The organism is Bradyrhizobium sp. USDA 4369 (assembly GCF_054056435.1).
The window spans coordinates 2,672,785-2,686,673 of record NZ_JBSRYH010000001.1; the positions used below are offsets into that span (position 1 = coordinate 2,672,785).

Consider the following 13,889-nt stretch of genomic DNA (forward strand, 5'->3'; position numbering starts at 1 on the left):
CAGAGGCATGGCGGCGCAGTTTCGCGGAAGCGCGTCGCCGGTGTACAAGCATATTATTGTTGTTCCGCCAGAGTGCCTTTGCGCGGCAAAAGACCTCAAAATGGCGTCGATGTCGAACTGCTTTACTGACAAGGTATTCGAACTCAAGCGGAAAAAGTCATGCTGCATCTCTTGCCGGTTCGCCAGTTGCTCACGCTGATTCTCCTATCGGTTGCGTTAACGATGCTCTCGGCCATATATGCTGGGTATATTGGCGCGGATGGTCTTCACGATGCTATTACTGTCATTAGATGGTCGTCTGTCTCTGCGGTTGCTTTGCCGATCGTGGCCTCGGCCGCATGGCGTTGGATGCCCTCACTGCAAAAGATCACGTTTCCATATCTTGGTGGTGAGTGGGAAGGAAAGCTCGCGTTCCAGGGACTGCGCGGTAGTGGCACCAGAGACATTAAGCTCAATGTTGCGCACCAATTATTCGGACTGAAGCTTGTCTTAGAGACAAACGAGTCAATCTCGCGAACGTTGGTCGCGCACGCGCAATACGATGCGGATCTCGCGCGCAACAGAATCTACTATGTATATCTTAACGAGCGCAAGGAAGGCGTCGTCGCGGCCGGTGAAAGCTACAAGGGACTTGCGACCTTGCGGGTTGAGAGCGCTGGGTCTCTACTGCACGGGGACTATTTCACAGAGACGAGCAGTGCGGGAACCCTGCACGTGTATCGGTTGACGAAGCACGCGTGGTGGAAGTTTTGGAAATGATCTGGCGCAGAACAGGAGGGTTGAGTTGATGTCGCCTCTGGCGAACTGTCATAGGCAGGCGGCCCGATCTCGCCCGGGGCGCGAGGCGTTCTGGCCGTCTAGCTTCTCGCATCGGCGAACCCGCGGGGGGGGGGGGCAATCTGAATCGCTGCTTGAAGATTGATCTTTCTGTTGCCGTTACTGCCGTGGGCAATGCTCTCCACTTGGTCCAAGCGCAGCGGCGTATCCGCAGCGCCACGGGCTCAGGTATTCCGCCCCGGTTTTCAGGTTCGCCGCATGCTCTGGCCACTGAGGTCGATCCGTTGCGCGTTATCGACTAGGCGGTCGACGACGGCGTCTGCATAGGTCGGATTAGAACTGGAGCGGTTGGCGCAGGCCACACACTCGCCCACCACAGATTGTGAATCGCTAAGCCGTGAAGACTGCCTCCGACGGTCTGCTGAATCGGATAGTCGAACGAGCTGCGCTGCGACCTTCACTGGCGACCGCCCCGGCCTGTCAGGCTTTAGCCGGTGATACGTGAAACCGTATGGGTCTTTCACCTTGCTCGTCTCGATCGCATACGCAACGACCGCCGATCATACGCTAAGGCGTGAGATTTGTTGGTGAGTCTATGGTGAGTTTTGATTTTGGCGCGTTAACCACAATCTGCGCAAGCTATTGATTTTATTGGCGCACCCGACACGATTCGAACGTGTGACCTTTGCCTTCGGAGGGCAACGCTCTATCCAGCTGAGCTACGGGTGCGTGCGGAATCGGTTTAGCCGATTGCCCCGGGGTCGGCAACGGCCTTGAACGCGACGCCCGGCCGGGTTCGGGTCGACCGTCGGCGCAGTGTCCGGCCTTGAGGGGGCGGATGGGCTGGTGGAGCGATCTGCCATCCCCGGGGTCAGGCCGGCACGATGGTCTTGCCGATCGGCCAAAGCGCCAATCCGGCCAGCTTCAGATGCGCCCAGGCAAAGGGCAGGCCGATGATGGTCACCGCCAGCGCGATCGCCGTCAGGAGATGACCGAGCGCCAGCCACCAGCCGGCCAGGACGAACCAGATGATGTTGCCGAGCAGCCCGAGCGGCCCGGTGCCGACATCCTCCATGCCGGTGAGCTCGTCGCGGCGGACGGCGCGCGAGCCGAATGGCAGCAGCGTATAGGCGGCGATGTTGAAGGCGGCGCGGGCCCAGGGCAGGCCGATGATGGTGATGGCCATGACGACCGCGGCCACGAGCCAGCCGAACGCCATATACGCGCCGCCGAGCACGATCCAGAGGACGTTGAGAAGCAATGAGACGGGTTGCATGGGGCCACCTGCTGGGTTCCAACGACGCTTATATAGGTCGTTCCCGGCGTCGGCCAAAGGCACGCAGCGGCGGATCCTGCGGATGTGTTGTGGGGCGGTTTGGCGCAGCGGGGCGCGTGTGACCTCGATCACGAACGACGCGCCGGGGTCTGCGGCATTGTCCTCAAGCCGGCTGCACGACGCGGCCGCCCAGGCGGAAGGATCAGGGCCATGTCGCCGTCTCGAAACGCGCTCGTCGCGCTTGTCACCGCAGGTGCCGTGGGCACCCTGCTCGGGTCTGGCCGGAACGCCGCCGCGCTCGATCTCAGCTTCCTCGACCGGATGAACCCGAAATACAAGCAGTGCGTCGCCAACATCAACGCCGAGCTGGCGCCGCAATACAAGAATGACCGCAAGATCCACGATTCGATCATCACCGCGTGCAACTCGCGCTATCCGGCCTTCGGCCGATGATCGGCGGGCCGTGGACGGCCCTGCGGCGCCGTCAGCCGGCAGCCTGCAGATCGTCCGGGACAGCTGCGCCCGGCGCGAACAGCTTGCGCAGTTCCGCGGCCGGCTTGGGCGCGCTGAACAGATAGCCCTGCATCTCGGTGCAGCCGAGCTGGCGCAGCGCCATCTGCTGCGCGCCCGTCTCGACGCCTTCGGCCGTGGTCGTCATGTTGCTCGCCGCGGCAATGCTCACCACCGCCTGCACGATCGCCGATGAACTGCCGACACCGATATCGTTGACGAAGCAGCGATCGATCTTGATCTTGTCGAACGGAAAGCGCTTGAGATAGCTGAGCGACGAATAGCCGGTGCCGAAATCATCCAGCGCGATGCGCACGCCCATGGCGTGCAGCTGATGCAGGATGTCGAGCGCGACCTCATCGTCGCCGATCAGGACCGCCTCGGTGATCTCGATCTCGAGCCGTTCCGGCGCAAGGCCGGCGGCCGACAAGGCGCTCGCAATGTGCAGCGCCAATGTCGGCGATTTCAGCTGGATCGGCGAGACATTGACGGCGACACGGATGTCGTTCGGCCAGTGCGCCGCTTCGGCGCAAGCCGTTCGCATCACCCAGTCGCCGATCTCGTTGATGAGGCCGGTGTCCTCGGCGAGCGGGATGAAATCGAGCGGCGGCACCATGCCGCGCTCGGGATGACGCCAGCGCAGCAGCGCCTCGCAGCCGGTCATGATGTTTTCCGTGAAGCCGAGCAGGGGCTGATAATGCAGCTCGAACTGGCCCTCGGTGATGGCGCGGCGCAGATCCTGCTGCAGCTGCAGCCGCTCCCGCGCGGTCTCATCCATCGCCGGCTCGAAGAAGCGGAAAGTATGGCGGCCGTCCGCCTTGGCGGCGTACATCGCGAGGTCCGCATGCTTTGTCAGCTGGTCGATCTCGACGCCATGTTCCGGTGCGAGCGCGATACCGATGCTGGCGTCGGTCGACAATTGATGGCCGAGGCAGCGATAGGGCTCGCGAATCCGCTCGAGAATCTCGGTGACCTTGGCGATGACTTCGTCGCGATCGGCCGCCATGGTCAGGAGCACCGCAAACTCGTCGCCGCCGAGCCGAGCCACGGTGTCCTCCGGCGCAAGGCAGCTCCTGATCCGGCTGGCGATCGTCCTCAGCAGCTCGTCGCCGACGTGATGTCCAAGCGAGTCGTTGATGCCCTTGAACTCGTCGATGTCGAGATAAAGCAGCGCGAAGAACATGCCATGCCGTGCGCGCTCGATTTCGTGGGCGATGCGATCCCGGAACAGGACGCGATTCGGCAGTTCGGTCAGCGCGTCGTAATGGGCGAGATGGGCAATTCTCTCATTGGCGAGCCGCCGTTCGGTGGTGTCCTCGATCACGTTGATCAGATAACGCGGCCGCTGCCTGTCATCGGCGACGACGATCCGGCGCGAGGTGACATAGCGCAGGCCGAGGGCAGGCGTCTGCCACGGATGCTCCTCGAGAACCAGCCCGTCCGAATGCTCCAATGCCCGGTCGTCGTCGGCGGTGACCTTTTCCGCGCTCGCGCGGGGCAACAGGTCGAACACCGTCTTGCCGACGATCTGCTCACGCGACCGGCCGAAGCCCCGCTCGGACGACTTGTTGACCAGCACATAACGGCGGTCGTGGGCATCCTTGACCATGATATGCGAGGGGATGTGATCGATGATCTCGCGCAGGAATGCGTAATTACGATCGCGCTCCTGCTCGAGCTTGCGGTGCTCGCTGATGTCCTCGATGGTCGTGACCCAGCCGCCGGTGGCCAGCGGTTTGTCGATGACGTTGAAGAACCGTCCTGCTCCCGATTCGGTGACCATCTGCGAGGCGTCGCCTGCGTCCGCCCGGTCGATGACGGCAGTGCAGAAGTCAGCGACATCCCCGTTGAAGCACCCCTGCGCCTTGCAATGGGCAATGACCTCCGTGAGGTGGACGCCCGGCCTGATCACATCGGTGGACAGGCCGAGCATATCGATGAAGCGTCGATTGAACATCACGACGCATGCGTCGGCGTCGAACGAGATCAGCCCTTGCGTCATGTTGTCGAGCGCCGTCTCGACGCGTTGCTTCTCGCCTTCGAGCTGCTGCCTGGCCATCCGGTTCTGCCGCAGGATCTGCCTGATCATCAGGCTGAACATCACGGCAATGACGCCGGCCGCCAACGTCGCGGCGCCGACCAGCAGGACCACCTGAGAACGCCAGTCCGCGAGCGCGTCGTCGATCGTCCGGGTGGCGGTGATAGTCAGAGGGAAGCGGCTGACCTTGGCTCCGGCAGCAATCTTCTCGAGGTCGTCGAACGGGCTCGTGATCAGCGCGGTGTGGACCGCGCCGTCAGCGACGGTGTTGAGCAGCTCGCCATTCCCGACCCTGCGCCCGATGACGGCATCGGTGTGCGGGTAGCGCGCGAGCACCGTGCCGTCGGCGTGGAACAGCGTGATCGAAGCGCCATTGCCGAGCGACATCGATTCCAGGAATTTCTCATAGGTCTTCGGATCGACCCGGCGCGACAGCAGGCCGAGAAATTCACCGTTCGCATCGCTCAACCGATGGGCGACGATGGTGGCCCATTTGCCGGTGACATAGCTCACGACCGGCGCGATGATGACGCTGTCGGACTGCTGACTGGCAGCGAGGGTCTTGAAATACTCGCGGTCTGCGACGTTGATCGCCGGGACCACTTTGTTTTCCGACCAGTTGATGAAGTTGCCATCGGCGCCGATGATCGTCAGGTCGCCCATATAGGACAGGCCATTGATCTGCGACTGCAGCATCTCGCGAATCTCGGGCCGCGCCATGCGCGAGCGGAAGGCCTCAGGCGAGTCGATCGATCGGAGCTGCATGCGGTGGATCGCGTGAGAGACCGCGGTCTCGGCATCCTCGAACTGTTGGGCGAAATGCCGGCTGAGCAACAAGACGGTATTTTCGAGCTCGCGCTCATTATTGCCGATCGTGCGCTCTTTGAAGCCATTGGCCATGACCAGCGTTCCGATCACGATGGCTGCAATGAGCAGCGCGCCGCAGGCCGCGAGCCACGGCACAGGACCGCGCCAGATCGACGTGCCCAGCCGCATTGGCTCGGTCTCGGCCGCCCCTGACGTGTCTGCTGCGCGTTGCATGCCTGGATCGACCCGGGAGGAAATCAATGATCGCAAGCATGCTTGATAACAGGGCACTGGTACCGGAGCGGTTAGGAAACTCAGTTAGCCGCTTGTTAAATGCCGGGAGGAATTTTGTCGAAAAGCCGCGCGGTCAGCACGGCGATACCGCGCCGGCAGAATCCGGGACCGGCGCGTGCGCAACAGGCTCGCGCGCTGCCGGAGTCGAACTTCAGCGCAGGCTGCCTGGCTTGCTGCGGAGGCGGCCGACCACGCCTGTTGGAAAGAAGTAGACGCTGGCGATGAACAGCAGGCCGAGCCACAACAGCCAGCGATCCGGATGCAGCAGGGCCGGAAGAAGTGGCAGTCCGGCGTCCGCCGCGGCGGTCGAGGCGATGCTCATCAGCGCCTGGAGATAGTTCTGGGCCAGGATGAAGATCGCAGCCCCGATGATCGCGCCGTAGATGGTACCCATGCCGCCGATGACCACCATCAGAAGAATGTCGAGCATGATCGAGAAGCTCAGCGAGGTATCAGGACCGGCATAGCGCAGCCAGAGCGCGTTCAGCATGCCGGCGCCGGCCGCGATCATCGCGGCGATGCAGTTGGCATAGGTCAGGTGAAAGACAGTGCGGTAGCCGAGCGCCTCGGCCCGGAAACGGTTTTCGCGGATCGCCTGCAGAACGCGGCCGAACGGCGAATTCACGACCCGCAGCAGCGCCAGGATCATCAGCGCGCAGGCCGACAGCACCAGGTAATAGGTCAGGATGCGGCCGTTGATCGGGAAGCCGAACCACTCCTTGCCGATGAACACGGTGCCGGGACGCAACAGCTCGGGCAGCTGGAAGCTGCGACCGTCCTCGCCGCCGGTCAACCACGACAATTGCGACGCCAGCACCAGGAAGGCGGAGGCGACCGCCAGCGTGATCATCGCAAAGAAGATCGCCTCGACGCGCAGCGAGAACAGGCCGATCGCGAGCGCAAGCAGCAGCGCGATCGGCAGGCCCGCTGCGACGGCCACCACGACCGACGTCCAATTGGGACCGAGTCCATAGAGTGCGATGGCGATCGCGTAGGATCCGATGCCGTAGAACATCGTATGCGCGAACGAGACCGAGCCGGTGTAGCCGAGCAGCAGGTCGTAGGATGCGACCAGCGCGGCGAAGATGCAGATCTTGGCGGCCACATTCAATGCCTTGGCGCCGGGGAAAATGAAGGGCGTGGCCAGCAATGCCAGGATGATGATGACGAGCAGCACGGACAGCGTACGGCTGCGGGGAGGATCGCCCGACAGGATCATCATCGGCTGGTCACCGCATAGAGGCCGCGCGGTCGCCACATCAGCACGGCGACCATCAGCAGGATGTTGGAGACGAGGGCGAGCTTCGGCACCAGGAAGCCGCCATAATTCGCGACCATCGCGACCAGGATCGCGCCGATGAAACAGCCTGTGATCGAGCCGAGGCCGCCGATGATCACGACGATGAAGACCAGCACGGTCAGCTCGTCGCCGATCGAGGCGTGCACCTGCTCGCGATAGAGGCCCCACATCACGCCGCCGAGCCCGGCCAGCGCCGAGCCGGTCATGAACACCCCGAGGAACAGGCGGCGGATGCGATAGCCGAGCGCCTCCACCATTTCGCGATTCTCGACGCCGGCGCGGATCAGAAGGCCGATCTTGGTCCGGTTCAGCACCAGCTCGATGGCGACGAAGATCGCAAAGCCGATCAGCATCGCCAGCAGCCGGTATTTGGCGATCGCGATGTCGCCGATGATGAACGAGCCGCGCAGCGCCGCCGGTACTGGCAGCGGGATGATCTGCGGGCCAAACAGCGCATAAAGCGTCTGCTCGGCAACGATGAGGCCGCCGGTGGTCATCAGGATCTGCTTGAGGTGTTGGCCATAGACCGGCAGCACCAGCACGCGTTCGACGACCAGGCCGAGTGCAGCGGTCACGCCCATCGACAGCAATGCGGCCGGGACCAGCACCGCGAGGTTGGCCAGCAGCGAGTCGGCCTGCGCCCAGCTTGCGAGCGGCAGCAGGACCAGCGTTGCGACATAGGCGCCGACCGCGATGAACGCGCCATGGCCGAAATTGAGCACGTCCATCAGGCCGAACACGAGCGTCAGGCCGGAGGCCATGATGAAGATCATCATGCCCATCGCCAGGCTGGCGACCGTCAGCGTCACCCAGGAGCTCGCCGATCCGACCAGCGGAAGCATCAGGAGCGCGAGCAGGACAGGCAGCAGCATCGGGGCGAGGTCGCGCTTCGGCTTCGGCAGCGGATCGGTTGCGGCGATGTCGCTCATTGATGCGTCTCCAGGCTCAGCCCCAGCAGGCGCTCCTGCAGCGGCACGTCGGCGGCGAGCGCCGCCATCTCCCCGCGATGAACGATGGTGCCATTGTCCATCACCAGGACCTGATCGCCGAGCTCGCGTGCGGCGTGGAAATTCTGCTCCACCAGCAGGATGGTGACGCCGCGACGCTTGATCTCCTTCAGGCATTCGATCAGCGACATCACGATGGCCGGCGCCAACCCCTTGGTCGGCTCGTCGATCAGCAGCAGCTTGCGCGGCTCGACAATGGCGCGGGCGATCGACAGCATCTGCTTCTGGCCGCCGGACAGGCTGCCGGCGCGCGACAGCCAGAATTTCTTCAGAGCCGGAAAAAAGCCGAGGATCCAGGCGAGCTGAGCCTCGTCGAGCGGGCCGTTGCGCGCTGCCAGCACCAGGTTCTCCTTGACTGTGAGGTCGGAGAACACCGCCATGCTCTCGGGCACATAGCCGACACCTCGCTGGGCAATGTCGGGCGTCGCCAGCTTCTCGATCGCCTCGCCGGCCAGCGAGATGCTGCCGGTCCTCGCCTGCCACAGCCCCATGATGGTGCGCAGCGTCGTGGTCTTGCCGGCGCCGTTGCGCCCCAGCAGCATCGTGGTCTGGCCTTCTGGCACGTCGAATTCGACGCCCTGCAGGATGTGATAGCGGCCGATATAGGTCTGGACGCCCGACAGCTTCAGGAGCGCGCTCATGCCGCACTCCGCGGCGCGACGCCGAGATAGGCTTCCTGCACGATCGGCGAAGCGATGACCTCGGCCGGCTTGCCATCGGCCACCAGCTGGCCGTTATGCAGCACGATGATGCGGTCGGCGAGCGAGCGGACGACGTCCATCTTGTGCTCGACGAGCAGGATGATCTTGCTCTTGTCCTGCTTGAGCCGGCCGATCAGGTCGAGCACGACCGGCACCTCGTCGATGCTCATCCCGGCGGTCGGCTCGTCGAACATGAAGACCTTGGGCTCCAGCGCCATCATCAGCGCCACTTCGAGCTTGCGCTGGTCGCCATGCGAGAGCGTCGTTGCGGTGACGCCGCTGCGGCTGCCGAGGGCGACCTGATCGAGGATGGCATCTGCCCGCGCGATCAGGTCACGCCGCGCCATCCACGGACGCAGCAGGTCGTAATGGGTGCCGCTCTGCGCCTGGACGGCGAGGCGCACATTCTCTTCCACGCTGAGATTCGGAAACAGATTGGTGAGTTGGAAGGCTCGCCCGAGGCCCGCGCGGGTGCGCAGCGGAGCCGAGAGTTGGGTGATATCGCGGCCATCGAACAGGATGGAGCCGGATGAGGCCCGCAGCTGGCCGGACATCAGGTTGAAATAGGTGGTCTTGCCGGCGCCGTTCGGGCCGACGATCGCCGTCAGCTCGCCGGGGCGGAAGCTGCAGCTGACGTTGTTGACCGCGACATGGCCGCCGAAGCGGATGGTCAGATCGCGGGTTTCGAGGGTGAGGGTCATGTCGCCAGCCGTAGGACTGCCAATGCGAACGTGCCCGGCGCGAGGCCGGGCACGGATGTCATTTACTCAGCGCTTGTTGCGGATCGGGATATCCATGTCCTCGATCTTGATCTCGCGCACCGGCTCGTTCACGGCCCAGGCGAGGTTCGGATCGACCTTGACGCGGAAGTGATACATGCTTTGCAGCGCCTGGTGATCTTCCTTCCGGAAGATCATCTTGCCCTTGGGCGTATCGAACTCCATGCCTTCCATCGCCGCAATCAGCTTCTCGGTGTCGGTCGACTTGGCCTTGGTGACCGCGGCGACAACCGCCATCGCGGCCGAGAAGCCGCCGGCTGTGAACAGGTCGGGAGGCGAGCTGAAGCGCTTCTGGTGCTCGGCGAGCAGCCAGTCGTTCACCGGGTTCTTGGGAATGTCATAGTAGTAATAAGTGGCGCCTTCCATGCCGGGCAGCTGCTTGTAGGCGGCCAGCGCGGCGAGGATATTGCCTCCGGTGGAGATCTCGATGCCGTAGCGCTTCGGATCCATGTCCTGCAGCTTGCCGGGCGGGTTGCCGCCGCCGGCCCAGAGCACCCAGATGAACTTCCGCCCCGGCTTGTCCTTCAGCACGTCGAACAGACGCTGGGCGACCGCGGTGAAGTCGGTGGTGTTGGTCGGCACGTATTCTTCGGCCGCCAAGGTCGCGCCGGTCTTGGCCAGCGCCTCCTTGAAGGCAGCGACGCCGTCGCGGCCGAACGCGTAATCCTGCGCCAGCGTGGCGACGGTGACGCCAGGCTTGCCGATCGCCACCGCGTTGGAGATCGCGTCCTGCGACGAGTTGCGGCCGGTGCGGAAGATGTAGCGGTTCCACTTCTCGCCGGTGATCTGGTCTGCCACGGCCGGCTCGACGATGAGGATCTTCTTGTTCTCCTCGGCGACCGGCAGGTCAGCGAGCGCGGCGGCCGAAGACGTCGTGCCGATGGCGATGTCGGCGCCGTCATCCTGATAGGCCTCTGAAAGCGCGGCTTTCGACAGATCGGGCTTGCCCTGATCGTCCTTGGTGATGATGACGATCTTGCGACCGTCGATCATGTTGGTGCCTTTGGTGGCGTATTCGAAGCCGAGACGCAGGCCGGCTTCGGTCTGCTTGGCATAGGCCTCGAGCGGCCCGGTCTTGCCATAGATGAGAGCGATTTTCAGATCGTCGGCCTGTGCGGCGGTGGCCAGCACGGCTGCAGCCAATGATAAAGCAATACCTTTGAAAATATGTGACGTTCCCACGAGCCTTCCTCCCAGCTACCGGCGGCTGTTGTCTGCAACTGATAGTGTGCAGTCTCGGGGCGGGTCAAGGCGCTTTCATTGGCAGCGCGGGAGGGCTCATACTTTGTGCTGACAAGCTTGCTTCCTCTCCCGCTCCGGCACGATCAGCGCCGATAGCGGCCGCTGCGGGCGTAAGCCTGCCGATTTTCCTGCACAGGGCGACTGGCGAGGCTCATACGCGCTTCGCTTGCAAGCGGGATCGCCGGCTTCAGCTCCTCCAGGAAGATCGGTCGCGAGAAGTAGTAGCCTTGCGCGTAGCGAATCCTGGTCGCGGCCTGCAGATAGGCCAGCTCCTCGAAGGATTCGATGCCTTCGGCAATCACCGTCATGCCAAGCGCCTCGCTCAGCGACTCGATCGCGCGCAGGATGCCCTGGCTGCGCGGCCGCTTATGGATGTCGGTGATGAAGGAACGATCGATCTTGATCTCGTCCGCAGTGATGTCGGCCAATGCCGACAGCGACGAATAGCCGATGCCGAAATCGTCGATCGAGATGCCGACCCCGATGCCGCGGAGCAGCGGCACGATCTCGTCCTGAAAATGGCTACGCGTCACGAACGCGTCCTCGGTGACCTCGACCATGAACCGCTTCGGAAACCCCGTCGATTCGAGCGCCCGCGCGAACGGGCGCATGAAGTCCGGGTTCGCGGCCTGCTTGGCGGCGACGTTGATGCTGATCGTCGTTTCGTGACCGAAGGTCTCGTTGATCAGGTCGATCGATTTGACGATTTCGTCGAGCACCAGATGGGTCAGCTCATCGATCAGCCCGAGTTCGACCGCGAGATTGATGAAGGCGCCGGGCGCCTGGATCACGCCCTCATTGTCGCGCAGCCGGACCAGCGCCTCGATGCCCTTGATCTCCTCGGTGCGGATGTCGACCTTGGCCTGAAACGCACAGCAGAAGCGCTTTTCGAGAATGGCGAGCCGCAGCGACTGCTCGACCTTCATGCGCGCCAGCGCCTCATGCTCCATCGCGCTGGAGAAAAAAGCCAGCGTCCCCTTGTCGCTGTTCTTGACGCGATACATCGCGAGATCGGCATTCTGGCGCAGCACGTCGTAGCTCGTGCCGTGCTCGGGAAACAGGCTCACGCCGACCGAGGCAGAGGCAAATACCTCGGCGCCGTCGATGAAGAACGGCGCGTTCAGGCGGTCAAGCATGCCTTGAAGGAACTCCGCGACCTCTTCGGCACGCTCGATCGGATGCAGCAGGAGCAGAAACTCGTCGCCGCTGATGCGGGACAGCAGGTCTGACTCGCGCAGATCCCGGCTGATGCGCTTGGCAAGCTCGACCAGCAGGGCATCGCCGGTGGCATGGCCATAATAGTCGTTGATGTACTTGAAATTGTCGAGATCCAGGAAGGCGAGTGCGAAACGGCCATCGACGCGGCCGCGCCGGACCAGAGTGTCGGCGCGATGCTCGACGACCCGGCGCATCGGCAGGCCGGTCAGCTCATCGTAATAAGCGGCGCGGAACAGCTGGTCCTCGAACTCCTTCTGCTCCGTGATGTCGGCCGAGCTCGACAGCAGCAACCGTTGCTCACCGATCTGGACCGGACGGTGCGCGGTCAGCAATGTCTGCGGACCGCGTTCGCTCGTCACTTTTTCCTCGGCGATCACAACCCGGCCGCGCCCGAGCAGCTCGCGGCAGGTCGCGCGCCTGACATCGAGATGCGGCGCGGCGATTCCATCGGCACTATTGGCGGCGGCACGGAGCTGGATGGCTGCGGTATCGTTGACGAGCAGAAAGCGACCGTGCTCGTCCTGGACCGTGATGCCGGAGGGCAGCTGGCTGACGATGCTGCGGAGAAAGCGCAGCTCGGCCTCGGTCTCCCCGAGGCCTTCGCGCGCCTCGGCTGAAAAATTGAATCGATCGCTGCTGTACATGCGCCGATTGTGCAAAGTTCCCGCTTCATTTTAGTTAAGCGGTACGTAGAAACACGGAACTCTGCGGGCAAGCATCGGAAATGATGCGAAATCCTGCCGAGGCGTCATTAATGGCGGGTAAATCGCCGAAGAGAAGGCCTCGATCGTCCTGCTGCGAAAGTCGAAGGCCGCAGCGGCGTCGGGCCTCAGCTCGGCGGCACTCTGAACTGCATGGTGCAGTGAATCCCGGTCTTCAAGAATGTGGTTTCTGTCTTGCCTTCGAACGGCGACAGCGCCGCCTTGAGCAGCTTGGTCCCGAAACCCGGTTTGCCGACCTGATCGATCGGAGGTCCCTCGGTTTCGTCCCAGCTCAATCTGAGGCGGTCTTCGTGCAGCGTCCAGGACACCTGCAGGAAGCCGCGCGGCGAGGCGAAAGCGCCATATTTGGCGGCGTTGGTGGCGAGCTCGTGGAAGATCAGCGCCAGGCTGACCGCGAGCTTGGCGGGAAGAAACAGCGGATCGCCATTGAGCTCGAAGCGAACATGGCCGTAAGGCCCGAGCTCCGACACCAAGAGATCCTTCAGATCGCAGCCCTGTGCGTCGACCCGTGCGATCAGGTCGTCGGCACCGGCGAGTGCGCGGATGCGCTTGTCGATGCTACTCCACACCTGCGGCTGATCGTGCAGGACCTGATGCAGAACGGCGTGAATGGTGGATGTCTTGTTCTTCAGCCGATGATGCAGCTCGTCGACCAGCAGCTTGCGATATTGCTCCTCGTCGGTCAGCCGCTTCGCGATCTCGCGCTGCTTGGCGGCGAGGTCGCGGTAATGGTTGACGCCCCAGATCACCAGGGCCGCGACGGTGAGATACATCGTCATCAGCGCCACCCGCGCGACGTCCACAGTCGCGCTGCCGAATTCGAGCAACAGCCCGAGCGCCGCGCCGATGATCGCGGTGACCAGCCCGACGGCGGATCCGCCCATGGCGGTCGCAAAGAACACGGCCGGAATATAGGGTGTGAAGAACACGTCGGGCCGCAGATGCGCCATGCCGAAGCGGACCATGGTGGCCATCGCCAGGCACATCGCTGCAAATGCGCTGCTCCAGGCAAGCGACGGCTGCAACTCGCCGCGCCAGATGCGGCCGATGTCCGAGATGAGTCGGGTCATGAAGCTGCATGAGCCTCAATCGCGCAACCAAATTATGGCCGCGATGGCGGTAATTCGTTCAATCGGTGTAGACCGCGCGATTTTCATGGCATCGCTGCGCGCTACGGATTGTTCCATCTGCGGAACTCCGCTGCGCTGATGCGCGTCC

The 13,889-nt window shown here is 63.3% G+C and carries 12 protein-coding genes, 1 tRNA gene and 1 pseudogene; 3 read left to right on the forward strand and 11 right to left on the reverse strand.

All coding sequences use genetic code 11. The features are described from left to right. Nucleotides 1-159: 159 nt before the first annotated feature. Entirely contained in the window at nucleotides 160-759 is a 600-nt protein-coding gene (locus tag ACVIJ6_RS12100) for a Cap15 family cyclic dinucleotide receptor domain-containing protein (protein WP_456772899.1), read from the forward strand. A gap of 263 nt (nucleotides 760-1,022) precedes the next feature. On the opposite strand, the pseudogene ACVIJ6_RS12105 reads toward ACVIJ6_RS12100, so the two are convergent. From ACVIJ6_RS12105 to ACVIJ6_RS12115, 3 genes and pseudogenes are all read right to left on the reverse strand, one after another. Then, a pseudogene (locus tag ACVIJ6_RS12105) lies at nucleotides 1,023-1,112 on the reverse strand (ATP-binding protein); the annotation flags it as partial. Between the two features lie 317 nt (nucleotides 1,113-1,429). Beyond that, nucleotides 1,430-1,506 (reverse strand) — tRNA-Arg (locus tag ACVIJ6_RS12110). A 142-nt stretch (nucleotides 1,507-1,648) separates the two neighbouring features. Beyond that, nucleotides 1,649-2,053 (reverse strand): YccF domain-containing protein, encoded by a 405-nt coding sequence (locus ACVIJ6_RS12115; RefSeq protein WP_041751128.1) that lies wholly within the window; start codon nucleotides 2,051-2,053, stop codon nucleotides 1,649-1,651. Nucleotides 2,054-2,263: 210 nt separating this feature from the next. Here ACVIJ6_RS12115 and ACVIJ6_RS12120 point away from each other — a divergent pair, with 210 nt between their 5' ends. Continuing rightward, entirely contained in the window at nucleotides 2,264-2,506 is a 243-nt protein-coding gene (locus ACVIJ6_RS12120) for a hypothetical protein (RefSeq protein ID WP_456772900.1), read from the forward strand. A gap of 31 nt (nucleotides 2,507-2,537) precedes the next feature. On the opposite strand, the gene ACVIJ6_RS12125 is transcribed toward ACVIJ6_RS12120, so the two are convergent. From ACVIJ6_RS12125 to ACVIJ6_RS12160, 8 genes are all read right to left on the reverse strand, one after another. After that, the gene (locus ACVIJ6_RS12125) at nucleotides 2,538-5,642 is read right to left on the reverse strand and encodes a bifunctional diguanylate cyclase/phosphodiesterase (RefSeq protein WP_456772901.1); all 3,105 of its coding nucleotides are present in this window, start codon (nucleotides 5,640-5,642) and stop codon (nucleotides 2,538-2,540) included. A gap of 211 nt (nucleotides 5,643-5,853) precedes the next feature. Next, nucleotides 5,854-6,924: a branched-chain amino acid ABC transporter permease gene (locus ACVIJ6_RS12130; RefSeq protein WP_456772902.1), complete on the reverse strand. Its 1,071-nt coding sequence runs from the start codon at nucleotides 6,922-6,924 to the stop codon at nucleotides 5,854-5,856. Beyond that, the gene (locus ACVIJ6_RS12135; protein WP_456772903.1) at nucleotides 6,921-7,931 is read right to left on the reverse strand and encodes a branched-chain amino acid ABC transporter permease; all 1,011 of its coding nucleotides are present in this window, start codon (nucleotides 7,929-7,931) and stop codon (nucleotides 6,921-6,923) included. The genes ACVIJ6_RS12130 and ACVIJ6_RS12135 overlap by 4 nt, the downstream gene beginning before the upstream one ends. Continuing rightward, entirely contained in the window at nucleotides 7,928-8,650 is a 723-nt protein-coding gene (locus tag ACVIJ6_RS12140; RefSeq protein ID WP_456772904.1) for an ABC transporter ATP-binding protein, read from the reverse strand. The genes ACVIJ6_RS12135 and ACVIJ6_RS12140 overlap by 4 nt, the downstream gene beginning before the upstream one ends. Next, the gene (locus ACVIJ6_RS12145) at nucleotides 8,647-9,411 is read right to left on the reverse strand and encodes an ABC transporter ATP-binding protein (RefSeq protein WP_456772905.1); all 765 of its coding nucleotides are present in this window, start codon (nucleotides 9,409-9,411) and stop codon (nucleotides 8,647-8,649) included. The genes ACVIJ6_RS12140 and ACVIJ6_RS12145 overlap by 4 nt, the downstream gene beginning before the upstream one ends. A 66-nt stretch (nucleotides 9,412-9,477) precedes the next feature. Continuing rightward, on the reverse strand, nucleotides 9,478-10,671 hold the full coding sequence (locus ACVIJ6_RS12150) for a substrate-binding domain-containing protein (RefSeq protein ID WP_456772906.1): 1,194 nt from the start codon (nucleotides 10,669-10,671) through the stop codon (nucleotides 9,478-9,480). A gap of 143 nt (nucleotides 10,672-10,814) precedes the next feature. Beyond that, entirely contained in the window at nucleotides 10,815-12,593 is a 1,779-nt protein-coding gene (locus tag ACVIJ6_RS12155) for a putative bifunctional diguanylate cyclase/phosphodiesterase (protein WP_456772907.1), read from the reverse strand. A gap of 185 nt (nucleotides 12,594-12,778) precedes the next feature. Then, complete coding sequence (locus ACVIJ6_RS12160; protein WP_456772908.1) at nucleotides 12,779-13,741, reverse strand: sensor histidine kinase; 963 nt, start codon at nucleotides 13,739-13,741, stop codon at nucleotides 12,779-12,781. Here ACVIJ6_RS12160 and ACVIJ6_RS12165 point away from each other — a divergent pair. Continuing rightward, nucleotides 13,740-13,880: a hypothetical protein gene (locus ACVIJ6_RS12165; protein WP_456772909.1), complete on the forward strand. Its 141-nt coding sequence runs from the start codon at nucleotides 13,740-13,742 to the stop codon at nucleotides 13,878-13,880. The two genes, ACVIJ6_RS12160 and ACVIJ6_RS12165, sit on opposite strands and share 2 nt — an antisense overlap. The last annotated feature ends 9 nt before the right edge of the window (nucleotides 13,881-13,889 follow it).

Excerpts from the sequence above, each read along its gene's own strand:
- ACVIJ6_RS12145 (WP_456772905.1), bottom strand. The coding sequence starts at position 9,411 with ATGACCCTCACCCTCGAAACCCGCGATCTGACCATCCGCTTCGGCGGC.
- ACVIJ6_RS12140 (WP_456772904.1), bottom strand. The coding sequence starts at position 8,650 with ATGAGCGCGCTCCTGAAGCTGTCGGGCGTCCAGACCTATATCGGCCGC.
- ACVIJ6_RS12130 (WP_456772902.1), bottom strand. The coding sequence starts at position 6,924 with ATGATGATCCTGTCGGGCGATCCTCCCCGCAGCCGTACGCTGTCCGTG.
- ACVIJ6_RS12155 (WP_456772907.1), bottom strand. The coding sequence starts at position 12,593 with ATGTACAGCAGCGATCGATTCAATTTTTCAGCCGAGGCGCGCGAAGGC.
- ACVIJ6_RS12135 (WP_456772903.1), bottom strand. The coding sequence starts at position 7,931 with ATGAGCGACATCGCCGCAACCGATCCGCTGCCGAAGCCGAAGCGCGAC.
- ACVIJ6_RS12125 (WP_456772901.1), bottom strand. The coding sequence starts at position 5,642 with ATGCAACGCGCAGCAGACACGTCAGGGGCGGCCGAGACCGAGCCAATG.
- ACVIJ6_RS12100 (WP_456772899.1), top strand. The coding sequence starts at position 160 with ATGCTGCATCTCTTGCCGGTTCGCCAGTTGCTCACGCTGATTCTCCTA.
- ACVIJ6_RS12120 (WP_456772900.1), top strand. The coding sequence starts at position 2,264 with ATGTCGCCGTCTCGAAACGCGCTCGTCGCGCTTGTCACCGCAGGTGCC.
- ACVIJ6_RS12160 (WP_456772908.1), bottom strand. The coding sequence starts at position 13,741 with ATGACCCGACTCATCTCGGACATCGGCCGCATCTGGCGCGGCGAGTTG.
- ACVIJ6_RS12115 (WP_041751128.1), bottom strand. The coding sequence starts at position 2,053 with ATGCAACCCGTCTCATTGCTTCTCAACGTCCTCTGGATCGTGCTCGGC.
- ACVIJ6_RS12165 (WP_456772909.1), top strand. The coding sequence starts at position 13,740 with ATGAAGCTGCATGAGCCTCAATCGCGCAACCAAATTATGGCCGCGATG.